The organism is Agrobacterium radiobacter (assembly GCF_040801995.1).
In the GTDB taxonomy this organism is placed as follows: domain Bacteria; phylum Pseudomonadota; class Alphaproteobacteria; order Rhizobiales; family Rhizobiaceae; genus Agrobacterium; species Agrobacterium radiobacter.
Genome location: NZ_JBEGHX010000001.1, coordinates 2,715,621 through 2,734,937 on the forward strand (window position 1 = coordinate 2,715,621; position 19,317 = coordinate 2,734,937).

Below are 19,317 nucleotides of genomic sequence, written 5' to 3' on the forward strand. Positions count from 1 at the left end.
TGTCAATTGGCGACGTGGAAGTCGATGAGGTTTTCTGCGGTGGCGCGGTTGAGCGCCATGGGAATGTCATAGACCGTGGCAAGCCGGGTCAGCGCCTTCACGTCAACATCGTGCGGCATGGCTGTCAGCGGATCGGTGAAGAAGATCAGCATGTCGACTTCGCCTGTCGCGATCATCGCGCCGATCTGCTGGTCACCGCCGAGGGGGCCGCTTTTGAGGCGAGTGACTTCAAGTCCGGGACAGGCTTCCTGTACCCGCCCGCCGGTTGTGCCGGTGGCGACGATCCTGAAACCGGCAAGCGCCTTCTGGTGATGACGGGCGAAATCCGCCATATCGTCCTTTTTCTCGTCGTGAGCGATGAGCGCGATACAGCGTTGTCCTTCCATGGTCCCAGCCTGTCCTCAAAGAATTAAATCGATTTGAAGCCTTCTATAACAGCTTGCCGCCATTTGAAAAGGGAAGCTGTTGAATGCCTCATTTCTGTTTCAGTTCAATGTCGGACGCTGGGTCGGAAGCGGAATATCCGAAGGCGGCTGCAGGGCGGGGGCGGCCTGAATGACCTGTTCCACGCTTTGCTGGCGCGCGGCCGGGGCCTGAACCGGCGCTGGAGAATAGGCCTGGGCGGCAATGCCCTCGCGGTTGGCGGAAGGGGCCGCAGCCACGGCAGCGCAGGCGGAAGGCAGGTCGGAGACCATGACCGGACGCGGTTTCACCGGCTTGGCATTGGGGTCCTTTTTCGGCGGCGCCCATGGTTCCTTGCTGAACCACCAGGCAAGCGACTTGTCGCAGCCGTCACCTTTGCCCACGGCCGCCTGCGGTTTGCAATTGGGCGCGCCGGGCGGGCATTCGAGGCGGATGTGGAAATGCTCGTCATGACCATAGATCGGCCTGATCTTGCCCATGAAGGTGCGGTCGCCGGTCCAGGTCTGGCAGAGTTTCTGCTTGATGGCCGGGTTGACGAAGACGCGCTCCACCTGCGGATAGCTTGCCGCCATCATCACCAGCCGGGCATTGAGCGGCGACCATTTGCGGTCATCGACCGTCAGGAACTTGCTCTTGTCCAGCATGGAAACGAAAGGCACCGTTTCGCGCTGCTCCACGGTCAGCCGGGGGGTGGGCATGGGTCGCCACCACACATCGACATCGAGGCCGATCTGGTGCGACGCATGGCCTGTCAGCATCGGGCCGCCACGCGGCTGGGAAATGTCGCCGAGCAGCAATCCCGGCCAGCCGATCTTCTGTGCGTCCTGCGAAAATTGCTCGAGGAAAGAAATAAGCTGTGGTTGGCCCCAGCGCCGGTTGCGGGAAAGGCGCATGGCCTGCCAGCCGGGACCATCAGTCGGCATGGCGATGGCGCCGGACTGGCAGCCCTTGGCATAGGAGCCGATCGGCTGCGAGCCCGTGGCGGAAGGCAGCGCCATATGGCCGAACACTTCTTTTGCGGGCCTGTCCTCGGCCGATGCGGTTTCCATCTGCAACTGCAGTGCGGAGACGACCGAAATCGCCAGCATGGCCGCCTTGAAAACTCTCGATGATCCCGCCGTCATATAGTCGTGCCCGTCCGATCAGATGATTCTCTTCCCCTCAGGATAAACTGGAACGGGATTTTGTTGAAACCATGTTTCGCCCCGCATCTCGCAAACCGGGAAGATAAAGGCGCCGATAAAGAGCTTGTGAGCCGGTGCATCTGTTTTTTGCCAATCTTTGTTTTATGCTCTCTCCAACAAACACGAAAACAGGGACATTCCCCCAATGATATTGGCACCACTGAAATCCCGTCTCCTCATTGCCCTTGCGGCATCCGCCTTGCTGATACCGGCGACGGCCTCCGCACAATCGGCCGATGTATGGCGAAAGGGGATTTCGACGGTCGGGGAACTGAAACATCCCGATGGCTTCGATCATTTTGACTATGTGAACACCAAGGCACCCAAAGGCGGCACGCTTCGTCTGTCGACGACGGGCACCTTCGACACGCTCAATCCGCTGCTCGCCAAGGGTGAGGCGGCGACGGGCCTTTCGCTGGTTTTCGATACATTGATGAAGTCGACGGAAGAGGAGCTGTCTGCCTCCTACGGCCTGCTGGCCGAGGGGGTGAGCTATCCCGACGATATTTCGAAGGCCACCTTCCGGCTGCGTGCGGACGCCAAATGGGCTGATGGCAAGCCGGTGACGCCAGAGGATGTCGTCTTCAGCTTCGAAAAAGCGAAGGACCTCAGCCCGCAGCTCGCGACCTATTACATCCATGTCACCAAGGCAGAGGTGAGCGGCGAAAGGGACATCACCTTCACTTTCGATGAAAAGAACAATCGCGAATTGCCGCAGATCGTCGGCCAATTGCTGATCGTTCCCAAACACTGGTGGGAGGCCGCCGGTCCGGACGGCAAGCCGCGCGACATCTCGCGCGGCACGCTCGAGCCGGTCATGGGCTCGGGGCCCTACAAGATTGCGTCAGTCTCTCCCGGCTCCACAATCACCTATGAACGCCGCGACGACTACTGGGGCAAGGATGTCAATGTGAATGTGGGGATGAATAATTTCAAAACCATCGCCTACACCTTCTTTGCCGATCAGGATGTGGACTTTCAGGCCTTCAAGTCCGGCACCGTCGATTTCCGGCAGGAAGCCTCCTCCAGCCGCTGGGTCACCGGTTATGATTTTCCGGCCGTCAAGGAGGGCCGCGTCAAGAAGGAAGAGCTGCCGAACATCTATCGTTCCGTCGGCATCATGCAGGCCTTCGTGCCGAACATGCGCAGGGAGAAGTTCCAGAACCCGAAACTGCGCAAGGCGCTCAATTACGCCTTCGATTTCGAGGAGCTGAACCGGACGCTGGCCTATGGTCAATTCCAGCGCATCAACAGCTTCTTCATGGGCAGTGAACTGGCCTCTTCCGGACTGCCGACCGGTCGCGAGCTGGAAATTCTGCAGGAGCTGAAGGATCAGGTTCCGCCGGAAGTCTTCACGACAGAATATCGCAACCCGGTCGCCGGTGATCCGGCCAAGCAGCGCGACAATCTGCGCGAGGCGGTCAAGCTGATGAAGGAGGCCGGTTACGAACTGCGCGGCAACCGCATGGTCAATGCGGCGAGCGGACAGCCGCTTGATATGGAGTTTCTGATCGATTCCGCCGGCATGGAAAGAACCATCCTGCCCTATGTCCAGAACCTGAAGAAGATCGGCATCAACGCGACGATCCGCACGGTCGACGCCTCGCAATATACCAACCGCACCCGCAGTTTCGATTATGACGTGATCGTCAAGCTCTGGGCGACCTCGGCGAACCCGGGTAACGAACAGGCGGATTTCTGGGGCTCGGCCGCCGCCGATCGGCAGGGATCCAATAATATTGCCGGAATCAAGAACCCGGCCGTTGATGCGTTGGTCAGGAAGGTCATATTCGCGCCCAACCGGGATGAGCAGGTGGCTGCGGCACGGGCGCTCGACCGGGTGCTTCTGGCAAACAGCTACGTCATACCGCAATTCTACCGCGGCGAGATGTTCATCGCTTACTGGAACACGCTCATTCGCCCGGAAAACCTGCCCGAATATGGTGTCGGTTTTCCTGATGCATGGTGGTCCAGCCAGGCCGGAAACTGACGCCGGCCTTGCTTTCGCGGCAAAGGCTTGATTCACATAGGGCGAGACGAATCGCTTAAAGCGCGCAGGCAGCGCTTTCAGGAAAGGACCGGGTTTGACAGAAACGAAAACCGCTGACGTATCGGCCGGGAGCAAGGGCTGATGGGCGCCTATATCCTCAGACGTCTGGCGCTGATGATCCCGACCATTATCGGCATTATGGGCATTTCGTTTCTTGTCATCCAGTTCGCGCCCGGCGGGCCGGTGGAACAGGTCGTCGCGCAGCTGACGGGGCAGGGCGACAGTGCTTCCGACCGTCTCTCCGGCGGCGGCGATCTTCTCGGCCAGTCCGGCGGCTTCGATGAAAGCGGCTCGAAATATCGCGGCGCGCAGGGGCTCGATCCGGAGCTGATCGCCAAGCTTGAGAAACAGTTCGGTTTCGACAAGCCGCCGCTCACCCGCTTTCTTGAGATGATGTGGAATTACATCCGCTTCGATTTCGGCGACAGCTTCTTCCGAAATTCCTCTGTCATCGATCTCATCATCGACAAGCTGCCGGTGTCGATGTCGCTCGGTTTCTGGATCCTGATCATTTCCTACATCATCTCCATTCCGCTCGGCATCAAGAAGGCCGTTTCCGATGGCTCGACTTTCGATGTCTGGACATCAGGCATCATCATCATCGGTTATGCGGTGCCGAGCTTCCTGTTCGGCATTCTTCTCATCGTTCTCTTCGCCGGCGGCTCGTTCTTCGACTGGTTCCCGCTGCGTGGTCTGGTGTCGGATAATTTCGCGCAGCTGAACTGGTGGCAGAAGATCATAGACTATTTCTGGCACCTGACCCTGCCGCTGATCGCGCTGTCGCTCTCGGCTTTTGCGACGACGACGCTTCTGACGAAGAATTCCTTTATCGACGAGATCAAGAAGCAATATGTCGTCACCGCCCGCGCCAAGGGTCTCACCGAACGCAGGGTTCTTTATGGCCATGTCTTCCGCAACGCGATGCTGATCGTGATCGCCGGTTTTCCGGGTGCCTTCATCTCGGCCTTCTTCACCGGTTCGCTGCTGATCGAGAATATCTTCTCGCTGGATGGCCTTGGCCGCCTTGGTTATCTGTCGGTCGTCAACCGTGACTATCCGATCGTGTTCGGCACACTCTTCATCTTCTCGCTGATGGGCCTCGTGGTCGGCCTGATTTCCGACCTGATCTATACATGGATCGATCCACGTATCGACTTCGAGCGGAGGGACGTGTGATGACACTTGCCCATACCGCAGAAACGGAAACGCTGGTGAAACCGAAGCGCCCGTGGTTTTCGCCAACCACCAAGCGCCGTTGGCAGAATTTCAAGGCAAACCGGCGCGGTTACTGGTCCTTCTGGCTGTTCCTGATCCTGTTTTTCCTGAGCCTGATCGCGGAATTCATCGCCAATGACAAACCCGTCCTCGCCTCCTACAAGGGTGAGATTCTGGTGCCGGTCATGGTTGATTATCCGGAGGAAAAATTCGGTGGGTTCCTGGCCCAGACCGACTACAAATCCTCCTTCATTCAGGATGAGATCAACGCCAATGGCTGGATGATCTGGCCGCCGATCCGTTATTCCTATCAGACGGTCAATTCCAATATTCCGCATTCCGCTCCCACCGCGCCCTTCTGGCTGATGGATGAAAAGGAACGGTGCTCGGCCTATCCGCAGGGCAATGCCGATCCCGGCTGCACGCTCGGCAATCTCAACTGGCTTGGAACGGACAATCAGGCGCGCGACGTCACGGCGCGGATGATCTACGGCTTCCGTATTTCCGTTCTTTTCGGCCTGACGCTCACCATCGCGTCCGCCCTTGTGGGGGTCACGGCCGGCGCCATTCAGGGTTACTTCGGCGGCTGGACGGATCTGCTTCTGCAGCGTTTCATCGAAATCTGGTCGTCAATGCCGGTGCTTTACATCCTGCTCATCATCGCGGCCATCCTGCCGCCGGGCTTCTTCGTGCTGCTCGGCATCATGCTGCTCTTTTCATGGGTTGGCTTCGTCGGCATCGTCCGGGCCGAATTCCTGCGTGCCAGAAACTTCGAATATGTCCGCGCCGCCCGCGCCCTTGGCGTCGGCAACTGGACGATCATGTTCCGGCATCTTCTGCCCAACGCCATGGTGGCAACGCTGACCTTCCTGCCCTTCATCCTGTCCGGTTCGATCACCACATTGACCTCACTCGATTTCCTCGGCTTCGGCATGCCGCCGGGATCGCCGTCGCTGGGCGAGATGATCGCGCAGGGCAAGAACAATCTTCAGGCGCCCTGGCTTGGTCTCACCGCCTTCTTCACCATGTCCATCATGCTCTCCCTCCTTATCTTCGTCGGCGAGGCGGTTAGAGACGCCTTCGACCCACGCAAGACGTTTCGGTGATCGCCATGACGGAAACAAATATTCAGCCGCTTCTCTCTGTCCGTGATCTCTCCGTCGCCTTCCATCAGGGCGGCGCGACCAGCATCGCCGTCGATCAGGTCTCCTTCGACCTGATGCCGGGCGAAGTCGTCGCCCTCGTTGGCGAATCCGGTTCCGGTAAGTCGGTCACGGCGAATTCCATCCTCAAATTGCTGCCCTATCCGGCAGCGAGCCATCCTTCGGGGAAAATCCTGTTCGACGGCAAGGATATGCTGACCCTGCCGGAACGTGCGCTTCGCGCCGTGCGCGGCAACGACATCACCATGATCTTTCAGGAACCGATGACCTCGCTCAACCCGCTCCACACCATCGAGCGGCAGATCGGTGAGATTCTGGAGCTGCATCAGGCGATTACGGGCGCGGAGGCGCGGGCGCGTACGCTGGAACTGTTGCTTCAAGTGGGCATTCGCGAACCGGAAAAGCGCCTGAAGGCCTATCCGCATGAATTGTCCGGCGGCCAGCGGCAGCGTGTGATGATCGCCATGGCGCTTGCCAACCGGCCGAAACTGCTCATCGCCGATGAACCCACGACGGCGCTTGACGTGACGGTTCAGGCCCAGATTCTCGAGCTGCTCGGTGATCTGAAAACGCAGCACGGCATGTCCATGCTGTTCATCACCCATGACCTCGGTATCGTCCGCAAATTTGCCGACCGCGTCTGCGTCATGACCAAGGGAAAGATCGTCGAGACCGGCACGGTGGAGCAGGTGTTTACCGATCCGCAACACGCCTATACCCGCCATCTTCTGGCTGCCGAACCGAAGGGTGAGCCGCCGCTTTCCGACGCCAGCAAACCCGTGGTCATGCAGGGCGACGATATCAAGGTCTGGTTCCCGATCAAGGCGGGGCTGATGCGTCGGGTGGTCGACCATGTGAAAGCGGTCGACGGTATCGATATCACCCTGCGTGCAGGCCAGACGGTGGGCGTGGTGGGCGAATCCGGCTCGGGCAAGACGACGCTCGGTTTGGCTCTCTCGCGGCTGATCGCGTCTGAGGGACGTATCAGCTTCATCGGCCAGTCGATCGACCACTATTCCTATGAAATGATGAAGCCGCTCAGAAACCGGCTGCAGGTGGTGTTTCAGGACCCTTACGGTTCGCTCAGCCCGCGCATGTCCGTAGGCGAGATCGTCGCCGAGGGCCTGAAAGTGCATGAGCGATCTCTTTCGGCCGACGAGCGCGATACCCGTGTGGCCACTGCGCTGGAAGAGGTCGGCCTCGATCCGGCCACCCGCTGGCGGTATCCGCATGAGTTTTCCGGAGGCCAGCGCCAGCGCATCGCCATTGCCCGCGCCATGGTGCTTAAACCCCGTTTCGTCATGCTGGATGAGCCGACATCCGCGCTCGACATGAGTGTGCAGGCGCAGGTGGTCGATCTCTTGCGCGATCTCCAGGCAAAGCACGAGCTGGCTTATCTCTTCATCAGCCACGATCTGAAGGTGGTGAAGGCGCTTGCCAACGACCTGATTGTCATGCGCCACGGCAAGGTGGTGGAGAGCGGTCCGGCGGCGGATATTTTCGCCAACCCGCAGCAGGACTATACCAAGGCGCTGCTGGCGGCGGCCTTCAATATCGAGGCGGTGAAAACGAAAGCGGTCAGCCAGTAAGGCGCGTCGAATTTTCCATTAAGGCAATGATTTTTCTGTTGCTTCGCGGAAAATGCCGACCCATGTTGCGATGGACGTGACATGGAAACGGATTGATTGCGATGGCAGCGGATGTGGTCGTTTTGGGAGCGGGGATCATCGGGGTCTCTGTCGCTTTGCAACTGGCCCGGAGGGGCAAATCGGTAGTGCTGGTGGACCGGCGCGGACCGGGCGAAGAGACCTCTTTCGGTAATGCGGGGCTGATCCAGAGAGAGGGCGTGGTACCTTATGGCTTCACGCACGACCTTGCGCTGCTGCTGCGCTATTCGCTGAACAACAGGATCGATGTCCGTTATAGGCCCTCTGCCCTGCCGAGAATGGCGCCTTTCCTCGGCCGTTACTGGTATAATTCCGCAGCCATGCGGCATGCCACGATCGCCCGCGCCTATACGCCGCTGATCGAACATTCAGTTTCCGAGCACAGCATCCTGATCGACGAGGCCAAGGCCGGCGATCTGATCGTGAAAAATGGCTGGATGCAGGCCTATAGGACCGCCGCAAGGCGGGACGCTGATTATGCCTTTGCCGAGCGTCTTTCGCGCGAGCACGGCATATCCCACACCAAACTCGATGCCGAAAAGCTTGCCGCGGCCGAACCGCATCTCAGCCGGGATTTCGTCGGCGGGCTGAAATGGGATGACCCGTGGTCGGTGCTTGATCCGCACGCGCTGACGCTTGCCTATGTCAAACTGTTTGAAAGCCTCGGCGGAACTTTTGTCCGGGGCGATGCCTTCACCCTCAGCCAAACGACAAGCGGCTGGACGGTGCGCACCGAGACCGGCGCAATCGAGGCCGAACATGCCGTCGTGGCGCTCGGTCCCTGGGCGGATACCGTCACGGAACGGCTGGGTTACCGTTTCCCGCTTGGCGTGAAGCGCGGCTATCACATGCATTATGCGCCCCAGGAGGGCACGAAGCTCAATAACTGGCTGATCGATGCCGAGCGTGGGTATTTCCTTGCGCCGATGCGCAAGGGTATCCGCCTGACGACGGGTGCGGAATTTGCCGAGCGCGATGCACCGAAATCTCCCGTGCAGATCGAGCGGGCGGAACGGGTGGCGCGCACCGTCTTTCCTCTTGGCGGCAGGCTGGATGCGGAACCGTGGATGGGCGCGCGGCCCTGCACGCCGGATATGATGCCGATCATCGGCAAGGCACCGCGTCATAAAACATTGTGGTTTGCTTTCGGACATGCCCATCACGGCCTCACGCTTGGGCCGATCACCGGCCGTGTGCTGGCGGAAACCATGCTGGGCGAAACGCCTGTTATCGCCATCGACGCCTATCGCCCGGAAAGGTTCAATCCCTGATAGCTAAATCCGCTGGCCTTCCGGGGACAGGCCACGTAACATGGTCAAGTGCAAAGGGGAAAAGGGGCAAACGTCATCATGGTGGCGAGGTTTCTCATCTATCAGCAGCAGGACGATTTTCGTTAGCGACCTTCGCTGCGCATGAAACGAGATGGAAACGGCTTGCTGGTGCATGATGGATGATATTGAAAACGCAAAGAAATTTTTCGCCGATAACCCCGATATCGAAATACTTGAAGCTTTCGTCATAGACGCGAATGGTGTGCCGCGCGGCAAGTGGATTCCGCGCGAACGGGCAATCGACGTTCTTGAAAAGGGAATGGCTATCCCCCGTTCCGTTTATGCGTTGGATATATGGGGGCGGGATGTGCATGCCGCAGGTCTTGCGGAAGGCACGGGCGATCCCGATGGTTTTTGCTTTCCCGTTCCCGGCACGCTGTCGCGGGTTACATGGCTTGGCAGGCCGACAGCACAGGTTCTGCTGGCGATGAAAAATCCGGATGGAACCGGTTTTTATGGTGATCCGCGCCATGTTCTGGCGCAGGTTCTGAGCGCCTATAAAAAGGCCGGTCTCACGCCGGTCGTGGCGACCGAACTCGAATTTTACCTGATCGATCCCGTCCGCTCTGCACTTGACCCGGTCCGTCCGCCGCATAGCCGCGAGGGCCGGTGGCATACGGGCCAGACACAGGTTCTGTCGATTTCCGAATTGCAGGATTTCGAGGATGTCTTCCATGACATTGCCACAGCCTGTCGGGCGCAGGGCGTTCTTGCCGATACGACGCTGCGCGAAAACGGCCCCGGACAATATGAAATCAATCTCAACCATGTGCCGGATGCCCTGCAGGCCGCCGATTTTGCCGTTTTCCTGAAGCGCATCGTCAAGGGCGTGGCGCGCCGGCACGATCTCGACGCGACCTTCATGGCCAAGCCTTACGGTTTGCAGGCCGGCAACGGCATGCATGTGCATTTTTCCGTTCTCGATAGGGACGGCAGGAACATCTACGCCGGGGAAAATGGCCCGTCGGATGCGCTGATGCATTCGGTTGGCGGCCTCTTGGAAAACATGGGGGAAAGCATGGCGATCTTCGCGCCCCATGCCAATTCCTATCGCCGGTTGACCCCCAGCGAACATGCGCCAACCTATGCCTCCTGGGGCATCGACAACCGCTCGGCGGCGGTGCGTGTCATCGTTGCCAGCAAGGCGGCGACGCGTATCGAACATCGCGTCGCCGGTGCCGATACCAATCCCTATCTCGTTGTCGCGATGATCCTGAGCGCCGCGCTTGCCGGCATGAAGGAGAAACGCCAACCCGGCGGCGCGATTGCCGGCGACAGCCACGCGATCAACCACGAGCCGCTGCCCACCAACTGGGACTATGCATTGCAGCGCTTCACACGATCGAGCTTTGCCTATGCGACGCTCGGCCAGAAGTACCGGACGCTGTTTTCCGCCTGCAAACAGCAGGAGCTTTCCGAATTTTCCCTGCGTGTAACCGACGTCGAATATGACGCCTATATCAGGACGGTGTGAGATGGCTGAGGTAACGAACATTCCCAATCCCGGCCACACATCCTCCTGGTACGCGGCCTCCGCCAATGTCAAATCCGTGCGGCCGACACTTGAAGGCGCGCTGGAAGCGGATGTCTGCGTCATCGGCGGCGGTTTCACCGGCATTTCCGCAGCGCTTGAACTCAGTGAGCGCGGCTATTCCGTCATCGTTCTTGAAGGTGTGCGGGTCGGCTTCGGCGCTTCGGGTCGCAATGGCGGCCAGATCGTCAACGGCTATAGCCGTGATCTCGAGACCATTGCCGGCCGTTACGGGCACGAAAAGGCGGTGAAGCTCGGAGAAATGTCGCTTGAAGGCGGCGCGATCATCCGCAGCCGCATCGCGAAATACGCCATCGACTGCGATCTCGTCGATGGCGGTTTCTTTGCCGCCTTTACGCCGAAACAGATCCGCGAAATGGAAGCTCACAAGGCCCAGTGGGAAAAACACGGCCATGGCGGGCTCGAAATGGTCTCCAAGGCGGATGTCGGCCAGTATGTGAAGACGGACCGTTATGCCGGCGGTATGATCGACCGCCTCGGTGGCCACATCCACCCGCTCAATCTGGTGCAGGGGGAAGCGGCGGCGGCTGAAAGCCTCGGTGCTCGGATATTCGAAAATTCGCGGGTCATTGCGGTAGAGCAGGGGGAGAACCCCGTCGTGCGGACCGCGACGGGCAGTGTGAGGACGAAATATGTTCTCGTCTGCGGCAATGCCTATCTCGGCACATTGCTACCGGAAATCGGCGAGCGGATGATGCCCGTCTCAAGCCAGGTCATGGCGACGGAGCCGCTCGATGCCGACCTGATTGAGGAGCTTCTGCCCGCCGATTATTGCGTCGAGGATGCCAATTACATTCTCGATTATTACCGCCGCACCTCGGATAATCGCCTGCTCTATGGCGGCGGCATCGGTTATGGCGGCAGCGACCCTGCCGATCTGACGGGCGTGATCCGGCCGAACATGCTGAAGACCTTCCCGCAACTGGAAAAGACGAAGATCGACTTCGCCTGGAGCGGCAATTTCGCGCTGACCCTGACGCGCATCCCGCATATGGGCAGGCTCTCGGACAATATCTATTTTTCGCATGGCGACAGCGGCCATGGCGTCACGACCACGCATCTGCTTGGCAAGATATTGGGCGAGGCCGTTGCCGGTTACGCTGAACGTTTCGATATCTGGAGTTCGCTGCCGAACTATCCGTTCCCGGGCGGCAAGACGTTCCGCGTGCCGCTGACCGTGCTTGGTGCATGGTGGTACGGCATGCGCGACAGGCTCGGATTTTAGAACGTTACCGCCTTCAAACCGGAAAGTGCGTTTTTCGCAATATCCTCGGGTGTGGTGTCGATGCTGACGGTTACGACGCCCGGTTCGCCGGTCGGCACTTCCAGCGTGGCAAGCTGGGTCTGCAGCAGCGAAAGTGGCATGAAATGGCCTTTGCGTTCACCCATGCGCCGGCTGAGAAGTTCCAGGCTGCCATCCAGATAAACGAAGGCAAGCGGGCCGCCGGTAGCCTTGCGAAGCCGGTCGCGATAGATTTTCTTGAGCGCCGAGCAGGAAACGACGACACCGTTATTTTCGCTGCCCTTGCGCAGTTCCGCGCCGATCAGATCGAGCCAGGGCCAGCGATCTTCGTCAGTCAGGGGAATACCCTCGGACATTTTATCGACATTGGATTTAGGGTGAAGCTTGTCGCCCTCGATGAAGGCAATACCCAGTTTTTCCGCCAGTTCCTCTGCGACCGTGGACTTGCCAGAGCCGCTCACTCCCATCACGACAATTGCCTGTGTCACCCGAACCTCTGATATTTCTGTTTCGACGGTCAGCCCCTAACATGTGCGGCAGATATCGGGAATACAAAAATGCGGGGCTTGCCCATGTCAGTGCCCGGTTTTGCGGGCTGCGGCTTTTTCCAGCGCGGAAAAGCCGGTGTGAATCAGGATCGCCAGCGCCGCAACGATAAGCCCGCCCTGCAGAATGAAGGCGAGGTTGTTGGATTGCAGACCGGCAATGATCACTTCACCGAGCGTATGCGCCGCGACTGTCGAGCCGATGGTAGCGGTGGAAAGGCTGATGACCGCCGAAAGCCTGATGCCCGCCAGAATGGCCGGAAGGGCGAGCGGCAATTCCACTTTGACAAGCCGTTGCCAGCCGGTCATGCCGCTGCCTCTCGCGGCATCCATCACGGTGGCGGGCAGGGTGGTCAGCCCTGTCAGCGTATTTTCGAAAACCGGCAGCAGCGCGTAGAGGAACAGCGCCATAAGCGTTGGTTTTTCGCCAAAACCGATTATCGGTACGGCAAGCGCCAGCACTGCCACGGGCGGAAAAGTCTGGCCGATATTGACGATGCTGCGCGAGAGCGGCAGGAAATCCGTCCCGAATGGCCGGGTGACGAGAACCGCAAGCGCGCCCGCCATCAGCGTGGCGAGCCCGGTCGCAATCGCGACTGTGGTTAGATGTGACAGCGTCAGGGAAAACAGATTTGCCTGCGTGTAGATCGCCGGCGCATTGGCCTGCACGAGAGGGCGGAACAGTGGTGCGAAGACCTGCGGCACGGCGAGGAAGATGATCAGCGCCAGCGTCAGGAAACCGAGGGCAAACAGGGATAAGGTGTTTTTCATGGGGCGCCGGCGGCACGCTGGAGGAGAACGTCACGCCGCACCCGGCCGGCGGGTTGCCCGTTAGCCTTGATTACCGGCAAGGCATCGCGGCCCGCCCATAACATTGCCGACAGGGCGTCGCGCTGGCTTGTATGTTCGGTGAGCGGTTCACCCTCGGCACTTCCCGGCTCTACGATGTCTGCAACGGAGAGAACCGAAAGCAGTTTCAGCGCCCGTTCGTTTTCGCCGATCATGGTGCGGACAAAATCCGTCGCCGGTTTCAGCACGAGCTCGGATGGCGGGCAGTCCTGGACGATGCGGCCCTTGTCCATCACGGCGATACGATCCGCCAGATGAAAAGCTTCGTCCATATCGTGTGTGACGAGAACGACCGTCACGCCGAGCTTCTTCTGGATATCGAGAAGATCGTTCTGGGCCTTGGCGCGGATCACCGGGTCCAAGGCGCCGAAGGGCTCGTCCATCAGGAGAATGTTGGGTTCGGCGGCCAGCGCACGCGCCACGCCGACGCGCTGCTGCTGGCCGCCTGAGAGTTCATGTGGGAAACGGTCGGCATAGAGCGCGGGGTCAAGCTGGAAGAGGTGCATCAGCGCATCGATCTTGGCCGCGATGCGCTTGCGGTCCCAGCCGATCAGCTGCGGCACGGTCGCGATATTTTCGGCGACCGTCCGGTGCGGAAACAGGCCATGGCCCTGAATGGCATAGCCTATCTGGCGGCGCAGTTTGAAGCCGGGTATCGCGCTGACATCCTCTCCGTCGATCCGGATCATGCCGGAGGTTGGCTCCACCAGCCGGTTTATCATGCGCAGCAGGGTGGTTTTTCCCGACCCCGAGGTGCCGACGATGACGGTGACGGTGCGCGGCGCTACCGTTAGCGATACCTGATCCACGACGGTCGTATCGCCATATCGTTTCGTGATGGTGTCGATCTCGATCATGCCTTTTGCCTTCCGCCTGCGCTGAAGAGATTGCTGTCGATGAGCGCATCGAGGGTGATCGCGGCGGCAAAGCCGAGAAGAACGGTGGGCACGGTGCCAAGCAGCACGAGGTCCATGGCCGTCTGCCCGATGCCCTGAAACACGAAAACGCCAAAACCACCGCCGCCGATCAGGGCCGCGATCGTCGCCAGCCCGATATTCTGCACCAGCACGATGCGAATACCGGTGAGGATGACCGGCATGGCCAGCGGAAATTCCACCCGCAGCAGCCGTTGCACCGGTGTCATGCCAAGGCCGCGCGCCGCTTCCCGCACCGCCTGCGAAACCCCGGCAAGGCCGACCACGGTGTTGGAAACCACCGGCAGCAGCGAATAGAGAAACAGCGCCACGAAGGCGGGCGCCATGCCGATGCCGGCAATGCCGATCTTCGCTGCACCCGGGACCGTGGCCGCGATCCATCCGAGCGGCGCGATCAGCAAACCGAAAAGGGCGATGGAGGGGATGGTCTGGACGATATTGAGGGTATTCAGCACCCCCGCCCGCAGCCGTTCGACCTTGTAACAGAGGATGCCGAGCGGAATACCCGCGATGGTCGCCGCGATCAGCGAGCCGATGGCAAGCTCCACGTGCCGCAGGGCCGCGGTCCAGAATATATCGGCCCGGCCGGTATATTCCTTGATGATGGAGAGATCGTTCCAGAGGCCGCTTGTCAGCACCGCCGCAAGCGCAGCCACCGCCACCAGCAACAGCAAAATCCTAACGGCGGGCTTCGGCTGGAGACGCGCAATACAATCCGTGGTGAGCAGAGCCAATCCGGCAAATATCAGCCAGAAACCGCTGGCGGGCGAAACGCGGGCAAAACCATTGCCCTGCGGCGTGAGGAAAGACGCCGCCTGGCCGACAAAAACCGCCAGTGCAGCAAGGCCGACCAGCGCGACTGTGAGCTTCAGTCGCGCGGGACAGCGGAAAAATGCGATGAAAGCCGCAAGGAGAATGATGGCGGTGAGAACGGCGGCAGCCGCAGCCGGAAGGGCTTCGAAGACCGTTCTTGTTTCGCCCTGAACGATCCGGTTTGCGCGGAATGTCATGAAGGGCGATATAAAAAGCGCATAAAGAAGCAGGCACGAAATCAGTACGCCCACCTTGTCAGGCCATTTCGTCAAATCCAGCTTCCCTCCCCTGGGTTAGGGCGGGACCAGGAGAACGCTTCCGTTCCCGAAGTCCGCTCCAGCGCCGCGAGTGTTACTTGACGAAACCGTTCTTGGTCAGAAAGTCGAGCGCTACGGTCTTGGCCTGTTCGCCACCCACCTGCACGCGGGCGTTCAAATCCTGCAGCGTTGCCAGATCGAGCTTTTCGAACACCGGTTTCAGCAGTTCCTCAATATTCGGGTGCTTTTTGAGAACCTCTTCGCGAATGATCGGTGCTGGCTGATAGACCGGCTGCACATGCTTGTCGTCCTCCAGCACCACAAGGCCGGAGGGGGCGATGCCGCCATCCGTGCCATAGACCATGGCTGCATTGGCGTTGTTCGTCTGGTTGGCGGCGGCGGCGATCGTGGCCGCGGTGTCGCCGCCGGAAAGCGTGATCAGCTGGTCAGGCTTCATGGTGAAGCCATAGGTGGTCTGAAATGCAGGCAGCGCTGCGGCGGAATTGACGAATTCGGAAGAAGCGGCAAGGACCACCTCGCCGCCATCGGCAACATATTTGCCGAAGTCGGAAAGCGTCTTCAGATTGTTCTTGTCGGCGACATCCTTGCGCAGGGCAATTGCCCAAGTGTTGTTGGCCGGCGATGGTGTCAACCAGACGATCTTGTTGGCATCGTAATCGAGTGTTTTGGCCTCTTCATAACCCTTGGCGGCATCTTTCCAGAGTGGATCGTCCGCCTTGGAGAAAAAGAAGGCGGCGTTGCCGGTATATTCAGGATAAATGTCGATTTCGCCCGCGGTGATCGCTTTTCGCACAACCGGTGTGGCGCCAAGCTGGATGCGATCTGTCGTTTCGATCTTGTTCTGGTTCAGGATAGCGAGAATGATGTTGCCAAGAACGCCGCCCTCCGTATCGATCTTCGACGACACCACCACCTGCGCCTGAGCGATGGAAACAGAAAAGGCAAGCGCAAGTCCGGCGCCCGTCAACGTCATCAAGCGGTTCATCAATGTTCCTCCGGTGGGTCAGCCTGCCGAACAGGCGAAAGATCGCCGCCGCAATTGCGGCGGAGTATCAACGACCGGAAAGAAAAAAGGTTGCACGCCATCCGCATTTTCGCGTCGATGGCTCCCGTCGGTGCCGATGGCCGCTTTCGTCAGGCTTCGTCGTCCCGCTTGCGCGCATCCTTGCCCATGACGAGCGGCATGAGAACGGAGAGGAAGAGAAGCCTGATGACGTGGTGGGAGCCGACATAGGCGGTATCGGCATGCATCATCACTGCCATCGCCGCCATGGTTTCCAGGCCACCCGGTGAATAGGCGATCATGACGGCATTGAGCGGGACGCCGGTCACACCGGAAATCATCCAGGCAATGCTGCCGGCAATCAGCATCACGGCGATTGTGACGACGAAACCCGCCAGAAAGCCTTTCCGCACGTCCATCAGCGAGACATTCGAAAAGCGTGTGCCGATAAGGCAACCGATCAGCACATAAACCGGCAGGCTGAGCCAGGTGGGAACACCACCCTCGGTAAGGCCGGTAATGTGGGTGCTGATGGAAATGGCGACGCCGCCCAGCAGCAGTGCGGCCGGAAACTTCCAGCGCAGGAAAAGCCAGCCGGTCAGAAGCGAGGCGCCGATGGTCAGCGCCAGCGTGAACAGGCCCATTGGCGGGTTGGTGACAAGCGGTTCCGTGCTGACGAGATCGAAATATTCCACGATCAGCGGCACGGAAAGTGTTAGCGCCAGCACCCGCACACTTTGCACGATGCTGACGGTTGCAAGGTCGCTTTTCGTCTCGGCACCAAGGCTGATGATATAGCTGAGATGACCGGGAGAGGCGCCCAGCATCGCCGTTGTCCGGTCGTAACCGAAGCCGTAATGCAGGATCCAGTAAGCGACATAGAGCATGATGACGACAGCGACGAGCACGACGACGAAGCTCACGGGCCAGGTCTTCGCGGCATCTATCACGGAGGGCGTCACGCTCGTTCCCATCGAAATGCCGACGACGACGAAACAGGCATTGCGGATGAAAGCGGGAACGCCAAGCCTTATGCCGGCGAGCCCCGTGATCGTCACCGCAAGCGCCGGGCCGGACAGAAAGGGTGCCGGGATATCGATGAGGCTGGCGAGCAGCGCACCTATGCTGCCGATGAGCGCGGTAAGCGCAAATGTATGGAATTCAGGCTTGATGATCATTGCGACGCTGATTGGTTGCTTGAAAAAGCTCGTGACCAAATGCGCCGCTTCCGTTCGCGACGTCAACACGCGGGATCAAAAATATTATATTTCGCGCGTCTTCCATAAAAGAAAAGCCCGTGACCTCAAGGACACGGGCTATGACAATTGCCGAGGAGGAAATGGGATGATCAGGCAGCCGGAAGGGCAGCGACCTTCGGCATTTCCGTGTCCAGGCCAAGCAGGAAGTTGATCTGCGGCCGAGCCTTGACGAGATCATCGATCGAGTATTCCGCCAGAACGTCAAAAAACGCATTGAGCGCCTTGCGAAGCGCCGAGTTGAGGCCGCAGCTGTCCACAAGCGGACATTCCACAGCGCCATCTTCGAAGCATTCGGCCATGGCGAAGCTGTCTTCAGTCACTCTCACCACGTCGAACAGACTGATTTTTTCAGCGGGTTTGCCAAGGCGCACGCCGCCGTTACGGCCGCGCACGGTTTCCACCAGGCCCGCCTTGTTGAGCGGCTGCAGGATTTTGAACAGGAACAGCTCCGAAACGCCATAGGCTCTGGCGATCTCAGGAATGCGGCTCAGATGGCCTTCATTGGCGGCGCAATACATCAACATGCGAACGGCATAGTTGGTCTGTTTGGTCAAGCGCATGCTGGTCTCCTAACTCTCAATGTGGAGTTATATAGTCTCTTTTTCAGTTTAGAACAATTCCAGAAACTGAAAAAACTGGCACCCATCAGATATTTCTTAAACAGCCTTGTTGACCGTCCTGATGATTCATGAACAAACAAGTCAAGAATCGGAATGTAATGGAGGCATTCATAATGGCAAGCTTGAAATCATACTTTTCCGCTGCCGTTTTTTCAGGGCTGACGATCCTTTCCTTCGCGCCCGCCGCTCTGGCAGAGGGGGAGGTTAACGTCTATTCCTATCGCCAGCCTGAATTGATCCAGCCGCTGCTCGATGCCTTCACCAAAGAAACCGGCATAGAGGCGAATGTACTTTTCCTCGACAAGGGGCTGGTCGAACGCATCCAGGCCGAGGGTGTCAATTCACCCGCAGATGTGCTGCTGACGGTTGATATCGCCCGCCTCGTCGAGGCGAAGGAAGGCAAGGTTACCCAGCCGGTTCTGGGCGATCCCGTCATCGAAAAGGATATCCCCGCCAACCTGCGTGATCCCGAGGGCGAATGGTTTGGTCTCACGACGCGCGGTAGGGTTGTCTACGCTTCGAAGGAGCGGGTGACACAGAAGGACATTACCTATGAGGAGCTTGCTGATTCCAAGTGGAAGGGCAAGATCTGCATTCGCGATGGCCAGCATTCCTACAATATCGCGTTGATCGCCTCGATGATCGCCCATCACGGCGTCGATTATACCCGCACGTGGCTGACGGGTCTGAAGAACAATCTCGCCCGCAAGCCTGACGGAACAGACCGCAGCCAGGCGAAATCGATCTTTTCCGGCGAGTGCGATATCGCGCTTGGCAATACCTATTATGTCGGCCTGATGTTGACCAATGATCGCGAGCCGGAAGAAAAGGAATGGGCTGGATCGGTGCGGGTGATCTTCCCCAATGCGGGCGATCGCGGCACACATGTGAATATTTCCGGCATGGCGCTGACGAAATACGCACCCAACAAGGACAACGCGCTGAAGCTCATGGAATTCCTGGCCTCTCGCGAGGCGCAGGAGATTTACGCTAAACAAGTCTTCGAATATCCGGTGCTGCCCGGTGCCGAGCCTTCCGACGTGGTGAAGGGTTTCGGTCCCATCCATCCCGACAAGCTGCCGCTGACGGACATCGCCGCCCGTCGCAAGCAGGCATCCGAACTGGTGGATGAAGTGGGTTTCAACGACGGCCCGACCAACTGAAGCCGTTTTCCGTATACCGGCGGG

17 protein-coding genes are annotated in these 19,317 nt (G+C 59.2%); 8 read left to right on the forward strand and 9 right to left on the reverse strand.

Features of this window, described 5'->3' with window-relative positions; genetic code table 11:
* Nucleotides 1–2 precede the first annotated feature (2 nt).
* On the reverse strand, nucleotides 3–386 hold the full coding sequence (locus MRBLRC7O_RS13310; RefSeq protein WP_003507338.1) for a methylglyoxal synthase: 384 nt from the start codon (nucleotides 384–386) through the stop codon (nucleotides 3–5).
* A gap of 99 nt (nucleotides 387–485) precedes the next feature.
* The gene (mepA, locus tag MRBLRC7O_RS13315; RefSeq protein WP_035213087.1) at nucleotides 486–1,547 is read right to left on the reverse strand and encodes a penicillin-insensitive murein endopeptidase; all 1,062 of its coding nucleotides are present in this window, start codon (nucleotides 1,545–1,547) and stop codon (nucleotides 486–488) included.
* Nucleotides 1,548–1,752: 205 nt separating this feature from the next.
* Here mepA and MRBLRC7O_RS13320 point away from each other — a divergent pair, with 205 nt between their 5' ends.
* The 7 genes from MRBLRC7O_RS13320 (at nucleotide 1,753) to MRBLRC7O_RS13350 (ending at nucleotide 11,810) form a co-directional block, all read left to right on the forward strand.
* A complete protein-coding gene (locus tag MRBLRC7O_RS13320; protein WP_060722762.1) occupies nucleotides 1,753–3,597 on the forward strand; it encodes an extracellular solute-binding protein in 1,845 nt (614 codons plus the stop codon).
* A 141-nt stretch (nucleotides 3,598–3,738) separates the two neighbouring features.
* On the forward strand, nucleotides 3,739–4,833 hold the full coding sequence (locus MRBLRC7O_RS13325; protein ID WP_080865723.1) for a microcin C ABC transporter permease YejB: 1,095 nt from the start codon (nucleotides 3,739–3,741) through the stop codon (nucleotides 4,831–4,833).
* The gene (locus MRBLRC7O_RS13330) at nucleotides 4,833–5,978 is read left to right on the forward strand and encodes an ABC transporter permease (protein ID WP_003507348.1); all 1,146 of its coding nucleotides are present in this window, start codon (nucleotides 4,833–4,835) and stop codon (nucleotides 5,976–5,978) included. The genes MRBLRC7O_RS13325 and MRBLRC7O_RS13330 overlap by 1 nt, the downstream gene beginning before the upstream one ends.
* A gap of 5 nt (nucleotides 5,979–5,983) precedes the next feature.
* Nucleotides 5,984–7,624 carry an ABC transporter ATP-binding protein gene (locus tag MRBLRC7O_RS13335; protein ID WP_080866508.1) on the forward strand — a complete coding sequence of 547 codons (1,641 nt, stop codon included), beginning with the start codon at nucleotides 5,984–5,986 and terminating at the stop codon, nucleotides 7,622–7,624.
* Between the two features lie 101 nt (nucleotides 7,625–7,725).
* Nucleotides 7,726–8,973, forward strand: a complete 1,248-nt coding sequence (locus tag MRBLRC7O_RS13340; RefSeq protein WP_035213090.1) for an NAD(P)/FAD-dependent oxidoreductase — start codon at nucleotides 7,726–7,728, stop codon at nucleotides 8,971–8,973.
* Nucleotides 8,974–9,145: 172 nt separating this feature from the next.
* The gene (locus MRBLRC7O_RS13345) at nucleotides 9,146–10,507 is read left to right on the forward strand and encodes a glutamine synthetase family protein (protein WP_060727103.1); all 1,362 of its coding nucleotides are present in this window, start codon (nucleotides 9,146–9,148) and stop codon (nucleotides 10,505–10,507) included.
* Between the two features lies 1 nt (nucleotide 10,508).
* Nucleotides 10,509–11,810 (forward strand): NAD(P)/FAD-dependent oxidoreductase, encoded by a 1,302-nt coding sequence (locus tag MRBLRC7O_RS13350; protein ID WP_161973981.1) that lies wholly within the window; start codon nucleotides 10,509–10,511, stop codon nucleotides 11,808–11,810.
* Here MRBLRC7O_RS13350 and MRBLRC7O_RS13355 read toward each other — a convergent pair.
* From MRBLRC7O_RS13355 to rirA, 7 genes are all read right to left on the reverse strand, one after another.
* Entirely contained in the window at nucleotides 11,807–12,295 is a 489-nt protein-coding gene (locus MRBLRC7O_RS13355) for a gluconokinase (protein ID WP_003507357.1), read from the reverse strand. The genes MRBLRC7O_RS13350 and MRBLRC7O_RS13355 overlap by 4 nt on opposite strands.
* Before the next feature lie 108 nt (nucleotides 12,296–12,403).
* The gene (locus MRBLRC7O_RS13360; protein WP_003507359.1) at nucleotides 12,404–13,144 is read right to left on the reverse strand and encodes an ABC transporter permease; all 741 of its coding nucleotides are present in this window, start codon (nucleotides 13,142–13,144) and stop codon (nucleotides 12,404–12,406) included.
* Nucleotides 13,141–14,079, reverse strand: coding sequence for an ABC transporter ATP-binding protein (locus MRBLRC7O_RS13365; RefSeq protein ID WP_003507360.1), 939 nt, complete (start codon nucleotides 14,077–14,079; stop codon nucleotides 13,141–13,143). Before MRBLRC7O_RS13365 ends, MRBLRC7O_RS13360 begins: the two co-directional genes overlap by 4 nt.
* Nucleotides 14,076–15,242 carry an ABC transporter permease gene (locus MRBLRC7O_RS13370; RefSeq protein ID WP_003507362.1) on the reverse strand — a complete coding sequence of 389 codons (1,167 nt, stop codon included), beginning with the start codon at nucleotides 15,240–15,242 and terminating at the stop codon, nucleotides 14,076–14,078. The genes MRBLRC7O_RS13365 and MRBLRC7O_RS13370 overlap by 4 nt, the downstream gene beginning before the upstream one ends.
* Before the next feature lie 79 nt (nucleotides 15,243–15,321).
* Nucleotides 15,322–16,233 (reverse strand): glycine betaine ABC transporter substrate-binding protein OsmF, encoded by a 912-nt coding sequence (osmF, locus tag MRBLRC7O_RS13375; protein ID WP_003507364.1) that lies wholly within the window; start codon nucleotides 16,231–16,233, stop codon nucleotides 15,322–15,324.
* A 149-nt stretch (nucleotides 16,234–16,382) separates the two neighbouring features.
* Entirely contained in the window at nucleotides 16,383–17,429 is a 1,047-nt protein-coding gene (locus MRBLRC7O_RS13380; protein ID WP_035213120.1) for an AbrB family transcriptional regulator, read from the reverse strand.
* A gap of 170 nt (nucleotides 17,430–17,599) precedes the next feature.
* The gene (gene rirA / locus MRBLRC7O_RS13385) at nucleotides 17,600–18,070 is read right to left on the reverse strand and encodes an iron-responsive transcriptional regulator RirA (RefSeq protein WP_003507367.1); all 471 of its coding nucleotides are present in this window, start codon (nucleotides 18,068–18,070) and stop codon (nucleotides 17,600–17,602) included.
* A 173-nt stretch (nucleotides 18,071–18,243) separates the two neighbouring features.
* Between rirA and MRBLRC7O_RS13390 the strand changes: the two genes are divergently transcribed.
* A complete protein-coding gene (locus tag MRBLRC7O_RS13390) occupies nucleotides 18,244–19,293 on the forward strand; it encodes a Fe(3+) ABC transporter substrate-binding protein (RefSeq protein WP_035213122.1) in 1,050 nt (349 codons plus the stop codon).
* Nucleotides 19,294–19,317 lie beyond the last annotated feature (24 nt).